Origin of the sequence: Rhodococcus sp. D-46 (assembly GCF_011290655.1) — a bacterium.
In the GTDB taxonomy this organism is placed as follows: Bacteria; Actinomycetota; Actinomycetes; order Mycobacteriales; family Mycobacteriaceae; genus Rhodococcus_F; species Rhodococcus_F qingshengii.
Genome location: NZ_JAANTF010000016.1, coordinates 67399 through 91850, shown reverse-complemented (window position 1 = coordinate 91850; position 24452 = coordinate 67399). Strand labels below are relative to the sequence as shown.

At 59.8% G+C, this 24452-nt stretch carries 21 protein-coding genes and 1 pseudogene; 16 read left to right on the top strand and 6 right to left on the bottom strand.

From position 1 onward, the window contains the following. Window positions 1–486: 486 nt before the first annotated feature. The 8 genes from G9U53_RS31635 to G9U53_RS31600 all read left to right on the top strand — a co-directional run bounded on the left by G9U53_RS31635 (window position 487) and on the right by G9U53_RS31600 (window position 7493). Window positions 487–1269, top strand: coding sequence for a ParA family protein (locus G9U53_RS31635; RefSeq protein ID WP_029256883.1), 783 nt, complete (start codon window positions 487–489; stop codon window positions 1267–1269). A 158-nt stretch (window positions 1270–1427) separates the two neighbouring features. Continuing rightward, on the top strand, window positions 1428–1580 hold the full coding sequence (locus tag G9U53_RS33760; protein WP_242692855.1) for a hypothetical protein: 153 nt from the start codon (window positions 1428–1430) through the stop codon (window positions 1578–1580). A 622-nt stretch (window positions 1581–2202) separates the two neighbouring features. Continuing rightward, window positions 2203–3177: a DUF2637 domain-containing protein gene (locus G9U53_RS31625; protein WP_064688356.1), complete on the top strand. Its 975-nt coding sequence runs from the start codon at window positions 2203–2205 to the stop codon at window positions 3175–3177. Between the two features lie 109 nt (window positions 3178–3286). Next, the gene (locus G9U53_RS31620) at window positions 3287–3907 is read left to right on the top strand and encodes a TetR/AcrR family transcriptional regulator (protein ID WP_242692854.1); all 621 of its coding nucleotides are present in this window, start codon (window positions 3287–3289) and stop codon (window positions 3905–3907) included. A 374-nt stretch (window positions 3908–4281) separates the two neighbouring features. After that, window positions 4282–4518 carry a YlcI/YnfO family protein gene (locus G9U53_RS31615; protein ID WP_165639881.1) on the top strand — a complete coding sequence of 79 codons (237 nt, stop codon included), beginning with the start codon at window positions 4282–4284 and terminating at the stop codon, window positions 4516–4518. Further along, complete coding sequence (locus G9U53_RS31610) at window positions 4518–4817, top strand: type II toxin-antitoxin system PemK/MazF family toxin (protein WP_042445814.1); 300 nt, start codon at window positions 4518–4520, stop codon at window positions 4815–4817. The genes G9U53_RS31615 and G9U53_RS31610 overlap by 1 nt, the downstream gene beginning before the upstream one ends. A gap of 28 nt (window positions 4818–4845) precedes the next feature. Then, on the top strand, window positions 4846–6696 hold the full coding sequence (locus G9U53_RS31605) for a hypothetical protein (RefSeq protein ID WP_165639880.1): 1851 nt from the start codon (window positions 4846–4848) through the stop codon (window positions 6694–6696). Then, window positions 6696–7493: a hypothetical protein gene (locus tag G9U53_RS31600; RefSeq protein WP_054186839.1), complete on the top strand. Its 798-nt coding sequence runs from the start codon at window positions 6696–6698 to the stop codon at window positions 7491–7493. The genes G9U53_RS31605 and G9U53_RS31600 overlap by 1 nt, the downstream gene beginning before the upstream one ends. Window positions 7494–7621: 128 nt before the next feature. Here G9U53_RS31600 and G9U53_RS31595 read toward each other — a convergent pair whose 3' ends face one another. Beyond that, window positions 7622–8692: a PDDEXK nuclease domain-containing protein gene (locus tag G9U53_RS31595; protein WP_054186840.1), complete on the bottom strand. Its 1071-nt coding sequence runs from the start codon at window positions 8690–8692 to the stop codon at window positions 7622–7624. Between the two features lie 263 nt (window positions 8693–8955). Between G9U53_RS31595 and G9U53_RS31590 the strand changes: the two genes are divergently transcribed. Next, entirely contained in the window at window positions 8956–10947 is a 1992-nt protein-coding gene (locus G9U53_RS31590; protein ID WP_054186841.1) for a cutinase family protein, read from the top strand. Between the two features lie 191 nt (window positions 10948–11138). Here G9U53_RS31590 and G9U53_RS31585 read toward each other — a convergent pair whose 3' ends face one another. After that, window positions 11139–11636, bottom strand: a complete 498-nt coding sequence (locus tag G9U53_RS31585) for a universal stress protein (RefSeq protein WP_054186842.1) — start codon at window positions 11634–11636, stop codon at window positions 11139–11141. Between the two features lie 2247 nt (window positions 11637–13883). On the opposite strand from G9U53_RS31585, the gene G9U53_RS31575 reads away from it, so the two are divergent. From G9U53_RS31575 to G9U53_RS31565, 4 genes and pseudogenes are all read left to right on the top strand, one after another. After that, window positions 13884–14057, top strand: a complete 174-nt coding sequence (locus tag G9U53_RS31575; protein WP_198165703.1) for a hypothetical protein — start codon at window positions 13884–13886, stop codon at window positions 14055–14057. 14 nt (window positions 14058–14071) lie between these two features. Continuing rightward, window positions 14072–14194: a hypothetical protein gene (locus tag G9U53_RS34115; RefSeq protein WP_269747014.1), complete on the top strand. Its 123-nt coding sequence runs from the start codon at window positions 14072–14074 to the stop codon at window positions 14192–14194. Window positions 14195–14262: 68 nt separating this feature from the next. After that, window positions 14263–14393 (top strand): annotated as a pseudogene (locus G9U53_RS33755) (cation transporter); the annotation flags it as partial. A gap of 996 nt (window positions 14394–15389) precedes the next feature. After that, on the top strand, window positions 15390–15860 hold the full coding sequence (locus G9U53_RS31565) for a hypothetical protein (RefSeq protein ID WP_157092596.1): 471 nt from the start codon (window positions 15390–15392) through the stop codon (window positions 15858–15860). Window positions 15861–15992: 132 nt separating this feature from the next. On the opposite strand, the gene G9U53_RS31560 is transcribed toward G9U53_RS31565, so the two are convergent. Continuing rightward, the gene (locus G9U53_RS31560) at window positions 15993–17000 is read right to left on the bottom strand and encodes an IS481 family transposase (protein WP_054186413.1); all 1008 of its coding nucleotides are present in this window, start codon (window positions 16998–17000) and stop codon (window positions 15993–15995) included. A 118-nt stretch (window positions 17001–17118) separates the two neighbouring features. Here G9U53_RS31560 and G9U53_RS34290 point away from each other — a divergent pair, with 118 nt between their 5' ends. Further along, window positions 17119–17334, top strand: coding sequence for a DDE-type integrase/transposase/recombinase (locus G9U53_RS34290; protein ID WP_332308595.1), 216 nt, complete (start codon window positions 17119–17121; stop codon window positions 17332–17334). A 199-nt stretch (window positions 17335–17533) separates the two neighbouring features. Here G9U53_RS34290 and G9U53_RS31555 read toward each other — a convergent pair whose 3' ends face one another. Then, entirely contained in the window at window positions 17534–18649 is a 1116-nt protein-coding gene (locus G9U53_RS31555; RefSeq protein WP_054186737.1) for a glycosyltransferase, read from the bottom strand. 304 nt (window positions 18650–18953) lie between these two features. Between G9U53_RS31555 and G9U53_RS31550 the strand changes: the two genes are divergently transcribed. Next, the gene (locus G9U53_RS31550) at window positions 18954–20066 is read left to right on the top strand and encodes a glycosyltransferase family 1 protein (RefSeq protein ID WP_232318957.1); all 1113 of its coding nucleotides are present in this window, start codon (window positions 18954–18956) and stop codon (window positions 20064–20066) included. Then, window positions 20059–21675: a glycosyl hydrolase family 28-related protein gene (locus G9U53_RS31545; RefSeq protein ID WP_157092583.1), complete on the top strand. Its 1617-nt coding sequence runs from the start codon at window positions 20059–20061 to the stop codon at window positions 21673–21675. The genes G9U53_RS31550 and G9U53_RS31545 overlap by 8 nt, the downstream gene beginning before the upstream one ends. 26 nt (window positions 21676–21701) lie before the next feature. Here G9U53_RS31545 and G9U53_RS31540 read toward each other — a convergent pair whose 3' ends face one another. Both G9U53_RS31540 and G9U53_RS31535 read right to left on the bottom strand, forming a co-directional pair. After that, window positions 21702–23177 carry a polysaccharide biosynthesis tyrosine autokinase gene (locus G9U53_RS31540; RefSeq protein ID WP_083471111.1) on the bottom strand — a complete coding sequence of 492 codons (1476 nt, stop codon included), beginning with the start codon at window positions 23175–23177 and terminating at the stop codon, window positions 21702–21704. Beyond that, window positions 23170–24309: a hypothetical protein gene (locus G9U53_RS31535; protein WP_157092582.1), complete on the bottom strand. Its 1140-nt coding sequence runs from the start codon at window positions 24307–24309 to the stop codon at window positions 23170–23172. The genes G9U53_RS31540 and G9U53_RS31535 overlap by 8 nt, the downstream gene beginning before the upstream one ends. Between the last annotated feature and the right edge of the window lie 143 nt (window positions 24310–24452).

The following is a 24452-nucleotide window of genomic DNA, read 5'->3' as shown; positions in this document are numbered from 1 at the left end:
AATGCGTGCTATGAGTGCATTGCGACGGGCGCACGCATGTCACGCAGTGCACGCCGAGCGAAGAATGCGAGGGTTGCAAACAATGCAGGGAATGCGTTGCACGTTATGCAAGCGTGTCTTGCAATACGAGCGTGTCTAGCAACGCAAGCATTACGCGCAATGCTTGCAGGAATCGCATTGCGAGCATGGTTTGCGCGTAACGCAAAGCATGCACGAAATGCACGACACGCACAGAGTGCAAGGCTTGAACGACATGCATTACATGCGTGTTATGCTACGCGCGCACGTAATGCACAGTGTGCGTGTCTAGCGGGCAGAGCAGCTACAGCATGCGATGCATGCGGTGCTCAGATCGCATGTGACGCACAGTCTGCATGCGATCCACGTACAGCGTGGACTGCGCACACGGCAAGCAATGCACATATTGCATGCAGTGCGTGATCCACACGCAATGCACGCGTCAACGCCCTCGATGAAAGGTCCGCAATGCAGCCACGCAAAATCGCACTCGGCAACCAGAAGGGTGGCGTAGGCAAGACGGCCTCCACGCTCGGGCTTGCCAGCGCCATCACCGCGGTCGGCGGAAAAGTGCTCGTCGTCGATATGGACCAGCAGGGCAATACGACCGGAGGCCTCGGCGTCACGCTCGAAGAGGGCATGATGACGGCCTACCACCTCATGAACCAGACCAGGGAAGGCATTGCAGCGGAGGCGATCATCGCTACTCCATGGGATGGCGTCGACCTTATTCCAGCGGACGAAGAACTCGGAAAGATCGAATCGGATGGGTCGAATGACCTGGTGTTTCGCCTAGACGTTGCGTTCGAAGGGCTCGACCTTTCTCCGTATGACGCCGTGCTGTTCGACTGCCCTCCCAATATGGGCAAGGTGCTGTTCGCGGTTCTCATCGCAGCAGATGGCGTTGTCGCCATCACCGAACCCACAATCGACAGCGTCGGTGGTGTTCAGAAGCTCGAAGAGACGATCGACACCGTTCGTAAACGCGCAAACCCCAAGCTGGCGTTCGACAAGATCGTGATCAGTCGTAAACGCTCCACCGGCGAACATGAGTTCCGAGAGAGCGAGTTACGGGAGACGTACGGAGCTCTCGTCGCCAAGACGTCGATCCCGGAACTCGCGGCCCGCCAGGATGCGCATTCGAATCGCACACCGATTCACCAGTTCAAGGGCGGAAAGGCTTTGACACTGCAACTTGCATACAGTGACTTGCTCGCTGAGTTGCCCATCGTGATCGGAGCGCCGGCATGAGCGTGAAGCGGGAACCTGCCATTCGTAAGACTCACCCGGCTGAACTCATCCCGGAACGTCCGCCCAGGGGAGACACGACCCCTGCGACACCTGCACCTGCACCATCGTCGCCTTCAGTGGATCTCAGCGGCCGCAAAGACGAGGAGGAGAAGCTGTCGATGACCCACAACACGCGCATCAAACCTTCGACCAAGGATCGCCTCCGGCGCAGTGTCGACAAATTGCGGTACGAGACAGGCGATCGCGAAATCAGCGAGGCGTCGATGACCGAGGCTGCGCTGGACGAATACTTGAAAGCCAGAGGACTGTAGGGCGCTGCGTGCACGGCATGCACGGCGTGCATGCACTCCATGAATTGTCCTGATTGTGAATTTCGGTCACGGGCAAGGGGCATCTTGTACTTCGGCTAGAAGACCTACGCAGCGGCGCTTAGCGCGCCCGCTGAATGGGTTTGCACCTGGGAAGCATTCCACGGACTTCAGTATTTCGAGTGGTCAGCCGGCGGGTGCGGGCACACGGCGAGCCCGCCCGGAGTGGGAGTCCTTGCTGGGGCGTGCAATGCCATGTTCCTTCATCTGCTGACATTCCGATCTGAAGCTCTTGAAAGCCATGGCAGCGCAAAGCGGCGAGCAATTTGCGTGAGCCGTCCGCTGCAGTCGCGCAAAATCGCAGATCACCCGACATGCATCTGGAATCAACCCGCGGGCAGTTGGCAAGAGCTTGCCGAGTGCGTTGAGTACTACGCAAAACAACATCAGTCGCCCCTCGCATGTGACCGCCACAAATGACTGTGGGTCCACACCGCACGCAAAGCGGACCAAACACAGGAGTTCCCACCAAAGGAAATCTTTCGAAAACAAGAGGAGCCCCGCCGGCGGCAACCAGCGGGACTCCAGACCGAGAACACCCCCTTGCAGGAAGGAAAACCCGATCATGGGTGATTTTAGTCTGCGCGCCGCGCGGATCCAGCTTGGAGCACTGATCGCCGCACTTCTCATCGCGATTTTCATCGCGATCGGGATCACCGCCGGCGCATTCGTCCTCTCCTTCGCGGTCCAGCGGGACCTCGCGCGCCAAGGAACCATCCCCGAAAACCTCGCATGGATCTTTCCCGTCATCGTCGACAGTGCAATCTTCGGATCAACCGTAGCCATCGTCATTCTGAGCAAACTGAAGATGCATCGGCGCGACAAGTACTTCTACGTTGCCGTGGCTGTTTCAGTGGTCGCGATCAGCATCCTTGGGAACGCCTACCATGCGTTCCACTCTGCAACGGTTGCGCAACAGGCCGTTGCGGCAGGTCAGAGTATCGGCTACATGCCTCTCGACCCTGCTGTTGCTGCCATGATCGCGATCATTCCGCCGGTGCTGGTACTCGCCTTCACCCATGGACTGGGGATCCTGATCAAAGCAACGGGTATCGCGTATTCCGACTACAAGATCGAGATCGACAATGCCGCTGCAGGCGTGGGCATGGTCGCTACGCAAAGGCGCGTCATGCGCAACGAAACAGCCGAGGGATTCCAGCCTTCTCTGGGCGTCGTGGAAACGCATCACGCCCGGGAAAGCGCTCCGCATTCGAGCCCCTCCGAACAGACGAGCTCCTCAGTCGATCCGGAATCGTCGAACGACGAGGCGGCGGCGCACGCCGATCTGGAATGGTTCATTGCCACATCGGACCTACCCGACCCTGTCAAGGACACCGCACGACGCAAGCTCGCAGACCCAACTCTCACCTGGGAGATGATCGCTCAGACATCAAACCCTCCTGTTGCAACATCGACGTCGTGGCGCCGGTACGAAAAATTCGACACCGCGGCCCGAGCGGCCGGCTTCGAGAACCCCCCGCTCATCGACATGCGAGCCACCGACGCCCAGTTCGCCGACCAACTCGTCCCTACAGCGTGACTAGCGCTGCAACTCAGCAACGCCACAGTCTCCGAGGGACAGGAAAGGCGCCATCATGGAGGGGATGGCGCCCGCGAAGTCCCCACCGACTGCAGGTAAGGAACCCGCATTGACTGACCCAGACGACCGACTCCATCTGATCATTCCGTCCGGCCAACGACCCCGACAACAACGAGCGCACGACACGAAGGCAAAGATCCTCAAGGCAGCTGCACGCTCCTTCTCGATCGATGGGTATGCCGCCACCTCGTTGAACGACATCATCGCGGAGGCTGCCTCCACGAAAGGAGCGGTGTACTTCCACTTCGACTCCAAGGAAGCGATCGCGCGAGAACTCATCAACCACTGGTTGACCGCGCTCCGCCAAACCCGACAATCAACCGACGAATCAGCAATACCGGCGATCGAGCAGTTGGCTGCATTCTTTAACGGTTCGGCGGCGCTTATCGCTGACGATGACCTGGCCCGAGCAGGCCTCAGGCTCACCACAGAAGCAGGCCTCGATACCGCCCGACCCGCATTCCGCAAGTGGGTGGAACTCGTCAGCCGAGTCGTCGATACCGCGATCGCAGACGGACAGCTCCCCGCCTCCGCCGCCCAGCGCCTGGCTGAGAATCTGTGCGCGGGATTCATCGGCGCGATTCAAGTCATACAGGTGCTTGGCGACCCTGGAGATTTCACTTCGCGGATTGACGACTTGGTGAACGCGTATTTGATCTCAGATATGTAGTCCGCGCGCTGGCGAGATCGTGGGTGGGGGAGGGGGCCGGACTCAATCCTCGCGGTGGCGTCGCCAACCGTGTACACGGTGTACTGCTAATTCCTCGACGCTAGCGAGGCAGTCGCGTCGTCGAGAGGGGCCACAACGTGGCGGCATCGAGAGTTGAATCCCCGAAGAGCTTTGTCTCATGCCGAATATTTCAGTAATAGTGGTCCGCGCCGTGCCGACGTGAAGACGTGACCATCGACGGGACCGTGGGAAGGTGTGCCGCATTAGGGCCTCTGAGTACTTCATCGACCCTTGACTCCCGTTGAAATGATCGGTTCCTCAACTCGCACACGATCGCGGTACCAAAGTGAATCCCACTTCGGTACCATGGACATATGAGCACGCAGATCGCGGTACGACTACCGGACGAGATCGTGGCATTTCTCGACGACGAAATCAGGGAACATCGCGCCACCTCGCGAGCCTCGGTAGTGTTGCGCGCTCTCGAGCGCGAACGTCGCCGTCAGATTGCCGCACGTGACGCGGAGATTCTCGCGAACGCCACATCCGGACATGACCTGAGTTCTCTCGCTCATCACGCCGCCAATCCGCAGTCAACCGGCTTGAGCTGATGCGACCAATTCACGAAGCCGACCTCGACACAGTCCGCCCGGTCCTCGTACTCACCCGAGAGGTGGTCCGTCCACACCTCGGGACCGTCACGGTAGCGCCCATCACCGACGAGATCCGAGGACTGTCCACTGAGGTGTCCGTCAGTGCCGCGAACGGACTATCCGCCGACGCGGTGGTCAGTTGCGATCACATCACCACCATTCCCGTCAGTGCACTCGGCAACGTCATCGGTTATCTTCTGCCAGCACAAGAAGAATCACTGTCCATAGCCGTGCGCGCCGCATTCGATCTCGAATGAGGACGACAGTGAACGGAAAGGATGCAGCATGGCGCTGAAGAAAGGGGAGCAGTTCGCGCTATTCGAGCTCGAAACACCAGAATCCGCTACACGTTCGGACGAAATTCCCGAGCCAGACCAGCCTTCACTGTTCGACGTTGACGACATCGCTCCTCTCGAAACGAGTTCCGACGCCGCTGAGATCCCAGCCATCGACGATATCGTCGCCCCTCCGGATGAGCGCTCCAAAGACGTGGAACCGGAACCCACCCCGGCGTCCGAACGGGGCGCAACCGAACCCGCCGCGCTACCTCCCGCCAGCGAGTCAGCAGACGGCCACGCCGTCATTGTCACAGCAGCTGGCACCTACACACCATCCGGCCACACACTCACCGGCCCAGTAGATTCCATCGAAAAACTCGACAAACTCATCAGATGGGCAACGCTCACCCCACTGGGCGCACCGGCACAGATCTGGATCGTCGGAATCGAAGCCTGCGAAATGCTCGGATGGATCATCGACCCAGGTAGCGAAGACGACGTCGACGACATGGAAATCCTCCGCACCCGCGCTGCCGAAGAACTCACCGCCATCCTCCATGCCACACTGACCCCCATGCTGACTGCAGGATGGGAACTCCGCGGAGAACCCGGCCACGTCGTTCACCTCTCCCGCACCACCGGGAACTTCACATCCATGGTCGACATCTTCATCGAACCCTACGTGTGGACCTACTGGAACAAAGACTTCGGATGGGGCAATCGAGTGGGAGACATGGGGATCCTCGGATCACCCACCGCCGGAACCTACCTCCCCGACGACGACCTCCTCGCCGCGCAGGAACTGGGACGCCGACTCGCCTGGTGCGCACAACACCTCGGCGTACTACCCGGCCCCACTCCAGCACGCACCGGTGCCGCCATCGTCGACAAGATCAAACGCGACCGCACCCGCAGCGGTAAAGGAATCGTCGTCACTGCCGGTGGACCCGTGCCACCCCTGGACGGCGAACCCCGCGGAGATCTCGAACCTGCAGTCGGATGGACACGCATCCCTGCCCTCGAAGAACTCTCCGACACAACACAACTGGTATCGATAGACCAACGAGCGGCATACCTCGCTTCCGCTGGCATGCTCGAATTCGGCTACGGAAAACCCCGACATCTTCGCGGCGAGAACGCGCTCGACGCTGCCCGGCAATCGAAAACCCCGTTCGGACTCTGGCGTGTAACCCTCCCACCCGGCGACATGCTGGCACTCCCACCCAATCTGCCGTTGCCCCACCCACACATGCTCGCCGACCAACCTGTGCAGACCTGGATCACCACCGTCAGCCTCGACGCACTGCAAACGTCCATCGCAGATGGCGGAATCGGCGCAGAACTCGACGACCTCGACATCACCGAAGCATGGGTCTACCCCGAACAAGGTCGAGCCCTCGACAAGTGGGCCAAGATCCTCCGCGAAGCCCGGAAAGTTGCCGTCGACACAGGCGACACAGCAATGAAACGGTTCATCGGCGCCTGCTACAAGGGTTACATCGGCCGAATGGTCAACCCGGACATGTGGACCGCCAAACAAATGCAACATCATCACCAACCGCTCTGGCGGGCAGCGATCATCGCGCACTGCCGCTGGCGAGGTCGCCGCGTCGCGATGCGCATTGCACGCGAAACCGGGCGTTGGCCCCTGCGCACGGTCACCGATTCTTGGGTCTACCCACTGCCCCCGGGTATCGACATCGCCGACGACAGTGACGCACTCGGGAAGATGACTCTCGAAAAGCACGCCCCGCTCACCGAGGACATCACCGTCATGCTGACCGACGCCCGCGACACCCACGAGATCAACCTCGCACTCAAAGCTGCGTTCACCGACGAAGATGAAGGAAACATATAGTGGCCTTGCATCTTCCGAAACCACGATCTACCAAACCCGCACAAAAGACCGTCGGCTTGGACGGCCTCAACGTATCCGTCTCAACAGCAGCGACCAGCGGTATCGAAAAATCCAAATCGGTCAAAAGTGGGGGATTAGCCGGACTCACCAGCAAAGTCTCCGTACGCCAGATCCGTACCGAAATCGGCAAAGAAGGCCTACGACAAGCAGCTATCGACGCCGGAAGAAAGCCCCCATCTGACCGAACACTGCGCCGCTGGGCCCAACAAGGACGAATCCCACACCCCGACGTAACCGAACGCGCACAACGGCGAGCCGCTATCGAACGCCTCGGCGGAATCGACGCTGTCGCAAAGAAAATCGGCCGTTCACGATCAGCGGTCTCTCGCTACCGCTCCGGCGAAACCAATGAACTGCGCGCCGACGCGAAAAAGAAGCTCAAAAACGTCAAAGCACGCGACATCATGGACCGCGCCGGCGTCCTGCGACCCGACGGACAACCCAAAAAGGCCACCATCCGAGTCCGCGGGGGAGTGTCCGTCCGCAACGGCTCCGAGGAAGGTTACGACTACCGAGTGCGTACCCTCGACTTCGCGAACTCCGACAGCCCCTTCAGTCTCGACGAAACACGCGAACTCGCGATGGCTTTGGCCAACGACGATCATGCCCGGGTGGTTGCCATCCTCGAACGTCACGCCACGATGGACTACCCCGAAAACAAGGGCTTCGACCAGTACGGCGACACTTTCGGATTCCACTTCGATTCCATCGAATCCGTACACATCGACTGGACGTAGAACTGTCCTGCCCCTCGACGCGCCGGGCAGGCCGGGGATCCCGTTCGGAGACCCTCGTGCGAAACACCGATAGCGATCTCTCGACACCCGTGGATACGTCGGCCAGGTTCGGAATCGAATGGCGCCCCTCAGCCGGAGTTGTCAGGTTTGCCAGGCAGTTGAGAGTCGAGTTCGGAGACGGTGGCTTCCACAGCTGCCGCGATCTCGTCGTCGGTCGGAACGAGAGCGCGAACCTGGGAAGGGAGAGTCTCATAGGTGTAGTCGGCTACGGCGAGGGGTGCAGTTGTCCCGGCAAGTGAATACCGGACGACGTTGTCGTTGCGGCCCGCGCAGAGCAAGATTCCCACAGTCGGTGCATGAATCTCCTTGTTACGGAGGTTGTCGTCGATCCACGAAACGTAGAAGCCGAGCTTCCCGACATACTCCGGCTCGAACCTGCCTACCTTCAACTCGACGACAACGAACCTCGCTTGCACCCAGTTGAAGAACAGCAAGTCGATATAGAAATCCTGATCACCGACCTCGAAATGGTACTGGCGTCCGACAAAAGCGAACCCGTGTCCCAGTTCGAGGAGGAACTGCTCCAGCCGACGCATCAGCGCGGACTCCAGCTCCCGCTCCGCGACACGTTCGGTGATATCGAGAAAATCGAAGACGTACGGGTCACGCACCAACTGTTGAGCGAGATCGGAATCCTCGGCCGGAAGATGGTCCTGAAAATTCGACGGTGCCGCACCGATCCTGCGCCGTAAACCGCTGTTGATCTGATTGTGCAGCACATTGCGCGACCACCCGTGTTCAGCAGCGGTCGATGCATACCAGTCGCGGTCGGACTGGTTATCCAGTTTGTCGAGCAATACCGTCACATGACCCCACGGCAATTGGCCAACAGGTTGTTGGCCAATTGCATCGCGACCCCAGATGCTCGCCATCTGCCGCATGTACTTCAGATTGGTCCGCGACAACCCACGCATGTCGGGAAAGGCCGATCGAAGATCGACGGCGAGCCTGTCGATCACCTTTGAACCCCAGCCCTCGGCCTCTTGACGCTGCACGATTGCGTGCCCGATGTCCCAATAGAGGCCGAGCAGTTCGGTGTTGACGATTCGGGTGGCGCGCACTCGCGCTTGCCGAACTTGCGACTTGAGATGATCGAGAAGCTGGGCGTAGTCGGCTGGCAGTTCGGCTGGAGCATTCACCCCTCCATCTTTACCCAGCGCTGCTGGGAACGCCCACCGGACATGCCCCCACTGGACATTTCAGCCCGCAGGAGCGGCGACTCGGGCGTGGATGCGCACTCGACACAGGATCGCCCGGCCCTCGCACAGCTCAGTTCTTCACAGGGCGCGTTGATCGGAGTCGATCCGTCCAGCACCATGACGGCCCTCACCTGAAATCGGGCGCTTCAGACCAGTCCGCGCGCGGACAGGTACATCGTGTCCCCTGGTAGAGAAAGGTTCTCATGCCGTTCCTAGGTTTGACCATCGACCGTCCGGTCTGCATGCTGATGACGGCAACAGTCGTCGCAGCCTCCATCGCTTTGATGTCTCCGGGCATCGCGTCCGCCCAATCGAACGGATGCTCGAAGACATTCAACCTGGTCATCCCTGGAACCTGGGAAACCTCAGAAGACGCCGATCCCTCGATCCCGGTCGGTATGCTCAAACCGATCGCCGACAGCCTCGCGGGCAAGCACGGTAGCGTGGCACAGATCTACACTCTGCCGTACATGGCCCGAGCCTTCGACAACGGAAAAACCTACGCAGACAGCAAATCTGATGGTTCAGCGAGGGCGAAGGATGTGATCTCCGAGATCGCAACGAAGTGCTCTGGCATCAAGTTCACCATCACCGGCTATTCCCAGGGTGCGGACATCGCAGGTGATCTTGCCACTGCGATCGGCAATGGCTCCGGCCCCATCAAGGCGGAGCAAGTCCTCGCGGTCGGGTTACTCGCCGATCCCGGTTCCGGGACGAACGGTGAAGCACTCATCGGCCCGAAGCCGTCAGGAAAGGGGATCGCTGGTCCGCGGCCGCAGGGCATGGGGAAGCTGTCGGGCCGGGTCGCGTCGATCTGCGATCCAAAAGACCTTTACTGCTCGATCCAGAAGGGATCGAGTCCGCTGCTTGGGTCGCTGGGTTCAGTGCTTACCGACGCCCCGAGTAATGGACGTGATGGCCAGGTAGACGGCAATTCATACCTGGCCACCGCGCTGGCGTCAGATTTCTCCCAAGCCGACCTTCCCGGCCTCGCCAAAGCCACTGGCAATCTGACCAGTGAACTGTCGAAGACGGACGGCACAGTCGACCTCGAGAAGGTCGCCTCCCGCGCGACAACTCTGGCGAACACCATCAGCCCGCTCGCTGAACTACTCGGCTCCGGTGCCGCCAATCCTGCGGCGAACGGGCAGCTCGCTGCAGCTCCCGCAGGGTCAGCCGAAAACAATGCCAGCCAGGTTCTGGACAAGGCCGGCCAATCTGATCTCAGCAGTGCGCTCTCAACGGTGACCGCGATCGCCGACACCGCTAGCAAACTGGCCAGCAAGGGCTCCACGACGCTGCCGGTCGCATCTCCGGACCTGACCTCGCTATCGACTGCTGCTGGCACCCTCGACAGCCAGATCGCGCCGCTCGCAACGACACCGAGTGACGTCCTCGGATCTGCCTCCGGAGTCCTCTCCTTGCTCAAACCCACGGTGGTCGTCAACCAAGTTCTTAACGTGGCCACCGGTGTCGCATCCCTGGATATGCCTGCGATTCTGGCGAACCTGAACCTTCTTCCACAGAAGGTCGCTGCGCTCGACGCGCAGGGTGCCCACAAGATCGCTGGGGATTTGAACAACCAGTTCTCCCCGTTGGTGAAGATGGCCGCCGGCGTCGATCTGAAATGGGTCTCGCAGATTCTGTCGGTAATCCCGGATCCGTCCGGCTACTCGCGGGTCGCGGCTCTCGTCGCGTCGATCCTGGGAGGTGTCGACATCATCAAGCTCGCAAACCTCGTTGGGCAGGTGCAGGAAATCGCTTGGGCCGCAGTCGAGAAGCTGCTCCCACCGCCAGGACAGCTCCCGGACCCGCTCGCTGCCGGAGCTACCATGACCGGTCTTGTCCCGGTCGGACTCGAACTCGCCTCTGTCGCGGTCAACATGCTCTCCGGTAAAGCTACGAAGACTGATCCGACATTGCTCGGCAAGCAGTCCTCGACGGCCGCGTCCACCGATACCGCGCAGGCACAGGATCTGGATCTCCCAGCACTGGCCGGTGAGTTGACCACCATGGCCAACTCACAGGGCGCTAACGACCTTGCCTCCTTGGTAGGGGAGGGGCTCGAGGCGGCGTCCTTCTTGGCCTCGGGAGCGCATCAGAACTACAACTCTCTCGTCGTCGACAACGCGGGCCGTAATGCGATCCAGTGGATCTCCGAATGGCTCAATCTGCAGATCGGACGCGCAACATGACTCGATACCGTCCCCACAGTCGCTCTCGTGTTCACCCGGGTGCAGCTGGACGTGCTCGCAGGTACCACCCGAAGGCCGATCTCGATTGGGAGATCGGCCAGTCAGTTTGTTCTGCATGCCGCGCCGGTGGTTGCCGGATTCATCACGCACAAGTCAGTGATGGACCCGGCAACACGGCTGTTCGGGAGTGACTATTTTGCGTCCGCTGTTCTCCGATTGTTGCGGCGCGCCAAAGCTACCGCATCCGAGGGGATTACGAGAGTGGGACGAGTGGCATGGTGAAGGACATTCGCAGACGTGCTTCCTAGTAGCGTCGCCTTGAAGCCCCGCAAGCCGCGGGATCCGAGGATAATCACATCGACGTCTAGTTCCTCAGCGGCCTCCACAATGGCTTCAGATGCTGTGGCCATCGTGGACGAGATCAGGGGCTCCGCGATAAGGCCGAAGCTGCGTGCCAGTTCCGCGCCATCGGTGGCAATTTTTTCCGAAACGTCTAGTGCCGCGGCGTCGAGGCCCTGTAGCTTCTCCAGAGCCGGATGGCCTTCAAGGTGGGCGGCGAAGCCTTCCAGCGGTTGGCGGGCGTAGAGCAACACTGCAATAGCGCCGGGGAAAAGTCCTGCAGCGGTTTGCATTGCGCCCCTCGCGTTCGGTGACCCGTCGTAGGCGATGAGAAGTTTTGGAGAGGACATCGGTGTTCCCTTCTAGTCATTGATGGTTGGCTAAATAACATTCGGTCGGCTTTCGGGCCGGAGGAGGTGAATCGACGGGACGGAAGGAGCAGTCCACACCTCCCGTCCGGTCGCCTTACCGAGATCAATTCGCCGGCCGCGGGAATCGATGCCGGAGGCTTGACCATCACCGGGGTCGCGCGCTTCAGATTTCTTCGGTCTCGGCTCTACCTCGGAAAGAACCGGACTAGTAGGTGCACTCGCTCGATGACGTAGGGAGCTCTGCGCAACCGACCGCCGCCGAAGACGGCACTGGACGCGTGTCAGCGTTGCGGATGGGTAGTCATGTGACTCCCTTCTGGGGGAGTATAAGCATACCCCCTAGGGGTATAGGTTAGGCGGTAAGGGGGTACTGGTGTCAAGCATGACTATTTGTGGTCGATTGGGTTGGAGTGTCAGTTCAGGCGTTGAAAAACGGGGATGGCTGTACGCGTGGGACCAATTCCAGGTTCCCTCCGAATCCACTTGTTACCCATAATTTCTCAGCTCAGAAAGGCTCCGAACTCGACGGTGTGCATTCATTCGCGGTAACGCCGAAGACCCGAATCGTCCCGGTATTGCATCTAGGAGGCTGGTATGGCTGTGTCTGGTTTGTGGAGGCAGGTTACGAATCGGTACGACAGACCTTCGTTTCCATGTGTGAGCAGGGCATTGAGACGGGAGGTGCTGTGTCGGTATGGGCGGACGGGCGGGAGGTGGTGAATTTGTCTGGCGGTTGGGCGAACCGGGGTCGTAGTCAGCAGTGGCGGTCCGACACCTTGGTGCACACGTATTCAACCTCCAAGCCCTTTGCCGCACTTGCCGCTTTGGTAGCAGGCACGCAAGGGGCTCTCGAGCTCGATGAACCAGTGAGTCGTTACCGGGCAGAGCATGGAGCTAAGGGAAAGGCCTGCACTACGTTGCGGGACATCCTCACCCATCGTGCAGGTCTGCCGGGATTCCCGAGCGGTGCTGATCAAATGGACTTACTTGATGACTACGGGCTTCGACGGTTACTGGCGGAGGCAGAGCCAGAAAGCATGCCTGGTTCAACCCTTGCTGAGCATGCAGTCACCTATGGTCACTGATCGATGGTGTCCTACGATCAGCCACCGGACGTACGCTGGGCGAGATCTACGCCGAGGATGTTCGACCGGCCTTGGCATGGATGGATGGTTCGGGGTCCCGGTGGAAGAGTTACCGCGCGTAGCGGAGTTGGAATATGCGCTCCCCAGTGGTGCGAAACAGTTTGTACCCGAGGTTTGCCCATCTTATGAGCGAGTGCTCGAGTATCCTCGCGGGTTGGTCGAGTTGGACCGAATCAACAGTGCAGAATTTCGGACATCGGTTTTCGGCGCGATCAAATTGCATGCGTCCGCGCAGGCGCTAGCGAAGTTCTACTCGGCTCTGACTCGTAAAGACGGTCCGGTTCGTAAGCTCCTTGGGCAGAGCTTGCACGATGAGTATCTCGCCTCCCAGGCATGCGGTTCCGATGAGACAGTGGGGCTTACGGTGAACTGGACCCTGGGCCTCTTGCGCACGAGTGATTTTATTGGTCTCGGCGGGTTGGGCGGGTCGGCGGCGTGGTGGTCGCTCCGGCATAATCACGGAGTCAGCTATGTAAATCGCCGTCTGCACGATCATTCACGTGCCGCGCAGATCGCCTCTGCTTTGGGCGACACATCACCATGGAATTCAGCGGTTGCGAAGAGGGCGGTAGCTGATTCTGGTTAACCTTTGATTCGAATTCGGCCATTAACTGGGGGCGCCGATGAACATCTTCCCGATCGGATCCGCTGGGTCGTAAATCCTCCCGTCGATCGACAGCACACCCACCCTTGTCCGCCAGTCATCCCGCTCTCTCGTGCAGGTCTTTCGCCGACCGAGAAAAGCCGGTCGAGTGTGGTCCCACAAAAGACATCGTCCTTGCGAGCGGAATTGATCGGATTCCGGGTCGGACTTCCGAGTTCATCCGCCGCCAATTCGGTAATCGGGGTACGCCCGGCCGCGACCGACACCCTCCTTGGCGAGGAGTGCGACCTGCGTGGGCGATTCCTGCTTAGACGTGCTCACACGCGCGCAGGCAAGGACATCGCAGCGAGGGCAGGTAAAAGCGTCCGAGGCACTCACACCTGCGTTGATAATCGTCGCGCAAGAGTCCTCCCTCAAGACGTTCGACGGTCGCGAGAAAAGCCTGCTGCGCCACGCCACAAAACATGTGCTCCCACAATGCATGTGCTCACACAATCGGTCGTCGATCATGTGAAGAGCGGGTATCCCTTGACGCAGGACCCGGTCTACGCGGGGAACCTGCAGCAGCTCGCGAAGGAGATCCTCTGTGAGACCAATTCGCCGCTGTTCGACCTGATCGACCGGACCTGGATGCAACAACTGTCGACCTGATCGACCGGACCTGGATGCAACAACTGACGGCGCAGGATCCGATGCGGGTGGATCCCGCCACCCGGTCCGGTTTGGATCGCGCCATCGACATCTACAACTGGTTGGATCTGTACAAGCCGGAGCTGCAACTGAATTGAGTGCACACGATCGCGTGCCCACGACCCGACCCCGTCGCTCTCAGCTACTCATCCGAAATGAGAACTCCATGAGCACCTCAACCGTCACCGTCTCCGGTATGCCTGCGGCCACTGTGTCTCCTCGGTCCGACAAGAGGTCGGGGACATCGCCGGGGTCACTTCCGGCGGCGTTGATCTGGCAAGGGGTCGGGTCAACGTCGAGCGCGGCCGCCCGCTCCCTAAGTATTCGTGGTGAGTAACAGCGTAGGTGTGCGCCGATTCCTTTCCACCGCAACGACGCAGAAGAAACGGTAGGTGGACCGCATGGCCTCGAGAAACCGGACGAGTGTGGGCGATGGGTTAGCATCCTGCTGTTAGCGCCGTAGCACGCTGCGCTGCATCGTGCGCACTCATCGGCTTTCGCGACAACGGAATCCAAAGGGCAACAACATGATTTCGGTAGTTGCATTTCCATTGACGCCTCGGTTGTTATCGAGGTCTGTGTGTCGCATCGACGGATTGTTTCTGGTCGCGCTTGGTGACGCAAATATATTGTGCCCCAGTATTTACCGGCAAACGGTGCACCATCCTACCGATTGTGCGGAGAACCCTAGGTTAGGGTTTGCCCCGCCTGGCCAGACGGTTGTGTGCCCCCCGGTGCAGTTGGGTCCCGACCAGAAATCCATTGCTTTGCTAGACCCGTTGACTGCGGAGCTGACGGAGATCACGGTGGTTCCGCAGAAGGCGTTCGGATTGGGGTTGAATGTTCGGTACGAGCCTGTGTAGTTCGTGCCCGACCACGTGCAGACTGTGTTTCCGCCACAGGCTGGGGCAGCTGATGCCGCGGGGGCATTCCATCCGATAGTCATGGCGGCAGCTAGGGCCGTCATTGTGAGGTACCGCATCGCTGTTCTCATGTTCCCACCTTCGGTGTGATTTGGAAGATTTAGGCAAAGCATACTGTCCGGTTTTGTATTTGGGGCAAGTATCGTCGAATATGTGCCTCGATGACAGCCAGGGTTAACAGAAGACGCGCCAACGGGATTGGGGCGATGATCTGTTTGAGAATTTCATATAGCGTTCGAGTATGAAGCTTGGTAAGTACATCGGATGTTTCGTTGCCGTCATTGCTTTGGCGTCGTGCGGTGAGCCTTCAGTTCCGCCGATCTCCTCGGCTTCCTCGACTGCATCGGATTCGCAGGGGTGTTGTGCCGGTGTGCCGCAAGCAGGAGCGTTGATTGCAGGGGAACCCATTCCCGCCCCGCCCACGAACGGTCCCGGTGACACTCCATTGCTGACACTGACGTCGATCGATCTCAACCAGTCCGAGGTCGGTGAGGAGGTTGTCTATCAGTTTCAAGGTACCGGCCGCATCGCGTGGTCCCTGCGCCCTGTTTCCGAGGCGATTGCATACGGTGGCCGAGGGGCACAGGCCGTCTCCGGAAACGCAATCGTTCAAGTTGATTTGGCCGAAGTGAATGTTCCAGGTCCTGTTGATGGCGATCTGAAGCGGCACGCCGCGAACGCCATTGGCAATGTTGTCGAGGTGATCGAAATGCCTCAATTCGACAGGGTTTCTCAATCATTTATCGGATTACGCACTAGTACGACTCGTGTCGACGTGAGCGAGCGTACAACCTCGGATGGCGCCCAGCTGGTCGTGGCTTTAGTCGACGAAACACATTGATATGAAACATATCCTGAAGTGAAATCGGTAGAACGAAGTGGGTGCGTTCGGAAATTCTTGGCAGCTAACGTAGGTCGACGCCGGCGCCGTAGCAGGCGAGCCAGGTTCCGTGGCTCAGCAGTTCCAGAGGGGCTAGATGTATGAGGAACGGACGTTGGTGACGCGGTGCCGGCGGTAAGCGGCGGGCGGTCGTCCTCCGCGTGTTGAATGCGGTCGGTGGTAATTGTAGTGAACGTTCCAGACTTCGATCGCGGTGCGCCGTTGCTGCTCGCTGGTGTATTCGCGGGAGTACAGCAGTTCTTCGGCGAGGATACGGTTGTACCGTTCGACCTTCCCATTATGTTTCGGCGTGTACGGCCGAATGCGATAGTGCCGCGCCTCTCGCAGTGAAGCCGTGAAATCTGCTGCCCGATAGCATGATCCGTTATCGGTGACCACCCGCTCGATCCGGGTGATGCCATGCGCGGCGAAGAAGACGCGGGCGTTGTTCATGAAATCGATGGCCGTTGCGGCGGTTTCGTTGTCTCTGGCCTCGGTGTACGCCAAGCGGGTGTTGCCGTCGATCGCGGAATGCAGGTACGTGTAACCGATCCGGGGTTGCTTCGCTCGCGCCTTGCGTCGCTGGGATTGTTTGGCCTGTGCGGAGCCGCGGCCATAGGCACGCCAACCACCACCGTCCGGGATTCGGCCGACTTTCTTGACGTCGACGTGCACCATCTGGCCTGGTCGTTTCGCGACGATGACCTGTGGTTTTCGGTTGTTCTCGCCGTTCGGGTCGATGAACCTGCGACGATTCAGCCCGAGGTTCCGCAGGATTTTCGTCACGGTCCGGCGAGCAATGACGATGCCGTCGGTGCGCAACTCGAACGTGATCCGTGACGCCGACCATTTCCGGGTCCGGCGCATCGCTTCGATCTCGGCCACAAGCCCTGCTGCCGTGGCGGCCGGTTGATGGTGTGGTGTGCTGGATCGGTCCTGCAATCCCAGTTCACCGTATTGGCGATACCGGTTGACCCACTTGGAGGCGCATTGTCGTGAGATACCCATTTCGGCGGCGACATGGGCGATCGGACGGCTCTGACACCGCTCGATCAGGCGTCGCCTTCCTTCCACGGTCAATGGGGCATTACGGTGTGTCACAGGGCTGGTCCTTCTTGCTCGAGAACGGCTATGTCGCAATTCCCATTCTCGCGCTGAGGACCAGCCCGTCTACTTCAGTCCCGCGTCAACAACGTCCATACCCACAACAGCTAGATGTATGCGGTTCCGACACCAGTTTTTTAGACACGGCACCGTCCTCGATGTATCGGTGCAGTCCAGGCGAAACGCCACGGCGGCCAAGCGGTTCTTCCGGAAACTGTTAAAGGGGCAGTGGTACGTGCCGCGGGCGCCGTTGACTGACAATCTAGGCAGTTGCCGGGTTGCGCACCGCGAGATGACGCCGTTGGCGGAGCATTGTGGTCGAGGTATGTGAACAATCGGGCCGGGGTTTCCCATCAGCCGACCTGCCAGTGGGAGCGGGCAATGCGAAGGCTCACATCGCCCGGCCACGCGCAACGGTTCCTGTCCGCGTTCAGCCGTCATCTTCTCGCTCGTGCGGCGTGTCGGCATCAGCTACTCGCCGACGTATACCGGGAGGTGGCGGCGAAGCGGTTCGTGCTCCGGCGGCGAGGTCATCTGCTCCCAAGAACGCCATCGACCACTCGAACCATGTTCTCTCTAAAGGCCTTCTGCGAAAAGCCTTCGGCCCACGCGCGGATGACCGTTGCATCGAAGTCGTTTGGATCGAACGTCTCCATGGCTTCGGCGAGACCGCTGACCACCTTCGTGTCGTCGCCAGGGGACACGAGAACACCGGACTTGCCGGGGATAACTGTGTCGAGTGCACCGCCCGCGCCCAAAGCGATCACGGGGGTCCCGGTGGCCATTGCCTCGACCGGGACGATGCCGAAGTCCTCGACACCGGGCATCAGCAGGGCTCGCGCCCGCCGGTAAAGATCCAGTAGTTGGTCGTGGGGGACTCGTCCGACGAAGACGGTGTCCTCGGCAGCCAACTGCTTACAGACGTCCATCCATCGGCCATCGCCTACGACGACGAGTCGCTTACGTGCCTTCCGTGCGGCTGTTATTGCAAGGTCGGGCCGTTTGTAAGGCACCATGCGTCCGGCGAGAAGAAAGAAATCCTCCCGCTCGATCGAGAAATCAGGCGTGAATCCATGGGTGTCCACGGGTGGATGCACCACCACGGCTTCCCGACCCCACCAGCGTTGAATCCTGTCGGCAACCTCGGTCGAGTTCGCGACTACCTGGTCGAGTCGACTCACAGCTTTCAGCTCGCCCCGACGCGCTACTCGCGCCAGTGCTGCGAGCACGGCAGCGCCAGCTGCGCCTCCTGATTCTTGCGCGCGAAAGGCGGGATCCCAGGCCCAGCGCGCCGGGCTGTGTACATATGCGATAACCGGGGCGTCGGTGGCGAAGGCGGCCTGTGTGGCGAATGCGTGATGGCTCACCACCACCGCATCGACCTCTCCTAGTTTCATGCCGCGAAAAGCGCTGGGTAGCAGTGGCATCAGCGGCGCGTAAGAAGACCTTCCCAGCATCCGGTAGGCGCCGTCGACCCACGTCGTTACAGGTGGGGATGACAGTCTGGCAGGTATGCCTGCAGGTCGGGCAAGAGGCACGTGGACAGCGGCTTGCGGCCAGGTCAGGGACAGTTGCTCAACCACATGTTCAGAGCCCGCGATCTCAGTGAATCGCTCGTGCACTATCGCCAATGTGGGTTCGTTCATGTTTGCTTCGAGACTCCCGCGACGTGTGACAGTTTTTCGATGTGTGCTCATTGAATCTGGCGATTCGGCTGATTGAGCATTGTTGATATCCAGCCAGATTCGCCTTCGGTGCCGGGAATGCAACTGAAACTGCCGATGATCCGGCAAGGTCAGTATGTTCGTGCCGAAGGTACCATTTCATCGTCGAAGTCGGACATCTGACGGGCCATCGTTGTCTCCATCGAATTGACGGACCTGCAACAATTCCCGTATGGATACTCCCCGTGCAGGTCAGTCGAGCCGCGATGGCGAGTCGGCTGACCTGTTGTTCGATGCCCGACATATTCGTCAGAGTGGTATCGGCACCTACATCAGGACGCAAATTCCTGTGCTCGAGCAGGTGCTCAACGAGCGTGGATTCAGGCTGGCCATACTCGCTGATCGAGACGCGGCACCTGACACCCGCGAAGAAACCCGTGTGATTTTCGCGGATCTCGCGGATGCCCGAATGTATTCGATGCGTGAACAACGCGTGTGGCGTCAGGCGTTGTCGGCAACCCGTCCGCAGGCATTGTGGGTTCCGCACTACCCCTTTCCTTTTGCGCTGGTGTCTCCCTTTAATCGGGATGTCCGATTCTTCTCCACCGTGCATGACACCCTCCACGTCGAAGGCAAAACGCTGAGTGACCAGAATCGTGCCAAGAACGCGTACGCATGGACGATGCTGAAACTCAGTGCACGACGGGCCGAAACGATTTTCGCTCCGTCCCAGGCCACCGCCCGTTCTATGGCTGCCATCGCCCCCTCCTCCGAGGTCCTGGTGACGCCGATCCCAGTAGACGGCGTGTGGTTCTCGGAATCCGAGTCGGCATCGTCGCCAATTCAACGCCCCTACATTTTGTATGTCGGCAATATCAAGCGGCACAAGAACTTGCCGGTACTTCTAGATGCATTCGCGACGATCTCGGACTCCATCCCGCACACACTGGTGATAGCTGGCGGCGATGAGTCACTCAGGACGCTCGACGGCCGAATCAATCAGCTTGTGGAAAGCCTGGGTGAACGTGTGCAGTTGACTGGCCGACTTCCGTTCAACAGTCTGCGTGCTCTGGTAGCTCAGGCGGACTTGTTGGTGATGCCTTCACTTTTCGAAGGCGCCGGTCTTCCACCGCTGGAGGCGATGGCATCCCGTACCGCTGTTCTGGCGTCCGACATTGCAGTGTTGAGGGAAACATGCGGTGATGGCGCAGAGTATTTCGATCCGTATGATTCCCGTGCGTTGGCCGAACTCGTGAAAAAGTACTGCGACGACGTAGCAGCCAGGGCATCGTTGAGTGCTCGCGGGCAGCTGCACGTCAAGCGGCGCCAGTCCGAGATCTTCTCGACAGCTACTGCCGAGAAGATATGTTCATTCCTGAGCGAGGTACCCATTGGCTAACTGGTCGTCGGCGCTGTCGCGTCGCAAATTTCTCGGGATGTTTCCGGCAGCGCTGGCATTCCCTGCCGCTCTGCCGGAACCATTAAATGCCGTTCGGCGCGTAGTTGATGACGGTGGCATCCTTGACGTCCGCGATTTCGGGGCTGTTGGTGATGGCGCACATGATGACTCGATTGCCATTGGCAACGCCGTCGCCGAACTGAAGTCTGGAGGCGTCTTACTTTTTCCGTCCGGCCAGTACCGCTTTGCTCAGCGTCATCCAACAGGCGGCGCGGCGATCTCGGTAGTGGGGATCTCGGACGTTTCGATCGACTTCGACACCGGTGCCGAACTTCTGATGGACAATCTGGACGACAATGGCGCCGGCACGAGCCACGGCATCGTTTTGCGTGGTCCGCTGGAGCGCGTATCTCTTCGCAACGTGGCAGTGCGGTGGGCAAACCAGCCGGCGCTGCGGTCGATGGGTGACGGTATCCGAGTCGTGGGATACGCATCGGACTCGTCGGCAGTCCCCGATGGTTGGACCGGCCCGGGCAGGCCGGCTAGTTGGGTGACGTTGAGCGCCTGCAGAGTCGAGTCGAGCCCGCAGGCAGGTGTGATCATGATGGGCGTTTCCGACATCACTGTTGACGGACTTCACGTCGAGAACACCCTGGCAGACGGACTTCATTTCAACGCGTGCCGACGCGGAACCGTCGAAAGGTTTTCCGCAACGAACACTGGTGACGACGGTCTGGCGCTGGTGACTTATTACTCTCCAAAGGCCCAGTTCGACAGCGCTTCCGAGACTTTTTCCTTCCCTGCACTGACCGAGTGGTCGAACACCGACTTCGATGTCACCGGCGTTCACGTGTCGGGCGGTGCAGCAAACGGAGTGCGTTTGGCCGGAGTCAATCGGTCGACGGTAGCTGCTGTGGTGGTCGATAGGGTATCGAACGGCGCGGGTGTCATGGTCGACTCGGCGTCGCCGGACTCAGGTGCCGGGTGGCACTACGTGGCATCACGCGGCGTACAGCTGAATGGGCTCTCCGTTGAGGACTCTCATACAGGGCTGCACGTACTCGCACGACCGAACGGGTCGACTGACGACACTTTCAACCGGTTCGACCTCGAGCTAACGAGCGTTACCGTTAACGACTGTCTTCACTGGTCTGTGCTCGTGGAATCTATTGCAAACCCGCCTGTTACCGGGATTCTGCTGAGTGATTGTACGGTGATCGACACTGAAATAGGTCCAGGTACCGGAGCCGTCGGGCTGCAGAGGACCGAAGATGTTTCACTGGGAACCGTCTCCATCACGACGGCGAAGTCCGTGGTGGCGTTTTCAGCCGACAACTCGGCACAGTTCACTATCGATCAGCTCAACGTGCACGTGACGGGTCCGTCGCTCCGTTCCGAAGCCAGCGGACCATCCGCCGTGTTCCAAGGCTCGTCCGGGACAGTGGTTGCTGCGGATTTGGTGTGGGAGCAAGCGCCCTCGTCGTGGCTGCCTATCTTGATCTACAACGACAGTTGTGTCGGCGGCACGCCTACGAACCCGGAACTGACCGTGGGCACCGTGACCACCAACCCGCCAAAGGCAGAGCCCATCTTCGTCGCTTGCCGCTGACGAGATTCGATGCCGATCAAATTCTGTCAGACGTTTGTTCTGACGGAGACGCACTCGTGGGCGAGCAGATTTGCAACCGACAATCGTGCGCCGCGTTTGCGGGCGCTGCGTGCCAGGGACCTCGGAAAGTCATTGAGTACAACGCCGCAGACTCGCAATTCGGCCAATGACAACCGTTCGAGAGCAGCGCCCAGTTCGGCGTACCTCGTATGGTCAGATCGCGCCACCAGCAGGACACCGTCGGCCCACCGTCCCAGCACAAGCGCGTCAGATCGATCAGCCATCGGTGCGGTGTCGACGATGACGTAGTTCGCGCGGGAAGCAAGGTTCGCGAGTCCGTTGCGCATCCGACTACTCCCGAGCAGTTCGGACTTGCCGGGTGCGGTGCGTCCAGCAGGGATGAGCGAGAGCTTCGGATGCCAACTTGCAGAGACGAATCGGTCTATATCGTCATCGCTGCGTAGGTAGTTGACTAACCCGGTTGGTGTGGTTTTTTCACGATCAGAACCAAGGCGTCGGGAACGCTCATCCGCCTCGTCACTTCCTGCGGCATCGACGAATATGACCTCATTGCCGCTCTCAGCGAGAGCGATTGCGAGGTTCAGAGCGACCGCTGTCTTACCGTCGCCGCCGACTGCGCTCGAAACAATGATGGTGCGGCATTCGCCTCGGCCGGGTTCGTGGCCGGCGATCGAGGTGCGAAGTCGGCGGAACGCCTCTGCGGCGGGACTTTCTCTCGAGAAGTCGACAACACCGGTTTCCAATGCCTTGTCCGGAGGAATGCGTGTCAGCACGGGCCCGGACAGAAACTTGCCGAGTGCGGCCTCGTCCTGAACTTTTCGGCTTACCTGGCTATGCAGATATGCGTAGAGCAAACCCACCAACAGCCCTGCGATCACACCGAGTATGGCGTTTCGCACATACTGCGGCCCGCCCTCTGCGTCGTCAGGCACCGCAGGGCTGATCACTGACAATCGCACTGGGCCCTGGCTCTGGTCCTGGTCCGCGGTTTCTGGCTGATCCGGTGCCGGTGTGCTCCCGTCCAGAACAGCGACGGCGCCGGGAAGCGCTTGTGCAAGAGCATTAGCGAGCTCCGCCGAGGTATCAGCATCTTCCGCGCGCACGGTCACCGTCAGGATCGCGCTTCCGACATTGGCGCTGGCCGTCGCCATTTCGCGCACGGCTGAGTTCGACATCTCCAATCCCGTGTTTGCCAGAGCGGTTTCGATGAGGAAGTCGGAGCTCAGCAACTTCGTGTACGCCTCAGTGCGCTGACGACTTGTACCATCGGTGTCGCCGAAGTGAGGCGTTTGGTAGATCACCGCGGACGAGTCGTAGCTCGGCGACTGCACACTGGTCAAGATCGCTCCCAGGACCCCCCCGAACAGTGCGCATACAAGCAGAATGATCCATCGATTCCGAACTGCGCCCACCGCAGAACGGAGCCATTCGTTGCCCACACTGCCTGGTCGATACGTAGTCCCCGCAAACTTGTCAGTCACTTGACTTCACATTTCCTCTCGAAACCATGTCTTCCAGTTTGCCGGGAGACTGCCCTCGCGCCGCCACGAACCCACAGAGGAGCGTCAGGAGAACCAGGAAAACGGTAATTCCTTGCGTAAGCAGCTGAATCCGCCACACCTCGGCAAAACAGTAGGCGATAACTCCTGCCGACCCGGCGATCACTGGACCGTAGGTCAGGAACCGACCGAAAACGTAGCCGGCCAGAGGAAACAGCAGGAGCGTGTAAAGCCACCCCCAAGCTCCGAAATCCGCGTAAATGTCGGCGAATTCAGAGTTAGTTGTGAAATTCGGTGCAAACGAGACCGAATAATCATAGGAGTCAGCGCCAAGCGACTCCTTGGCCCTGACCTCATGCGCCGGAACCAGAAAGCTGGGCAGCGCGGCCGACACGGAGGCGACGACACCCCCTGGCTTGTCGAAGGTTCCGCGCATGATCGCATCCGACACGCCCATGGATACCTGAGCCGGCACGGCGAGATAGGCGCCGGACTGATAGAGGTTCATCGCGACCGGGTTCGAGACTCCCGCATCGCGGTAATAGTTGCCGTTCCGGACGTAGTTGAGCGCAGTGAGCATCAGGAACATGATCGCTACGACAGTGACGATATGCCAAGGCCGCAGAGATTTGCGGTCCGCGCTCGCGGATTTACGGGGTACCGCGGTCTGTAAGACGACGTACACCACGACCGCCATCAGTAGCGAGAGACGGGACGCGACCATGGAGTTCACCACCAGGAGAAGAACGGCCCACAGCGCGAATCCGGGATGGAGCACCTTTCTTCGCCAGAGGTAGACGCTGATGGGTGCCGCCAGGATGGTCGCGTATCGAAGCGTCGCGATACCGGCCGAGTCGGGTAGTGCCTCCGTGAAGGAATTTCCGGTCTGGGTGGTCAAAGCGTCGACAATCGATGTCGCCGCGGTAATTCGGTAGTACGCGTACGCCACGCCGATCGTGGACACTGCGAGGATGAGAAAAAAGTAGCGCCGCTCGAAGTTAACGCTGGTGGTTCGCTCGACGAACTCCCGTGTCGGCGTTGTGCCCAGTCCCAATCGCCAACCGATCGTTGCGAGCAGGACAACCATGCCGTACCAAACTGCAAGCAATGCCACGCCGGCAATGGTGAAAGGGGCAGGTTGGAGGAAACCGCGCAGATTCAGCAGTGAGCCCGCCGGACACATCCCGGCTGAGCACCAACCGATCAGAGACGCCCATGCAGTGAAAGATCCCAGGACGGGCAACAGGATTATGAGAG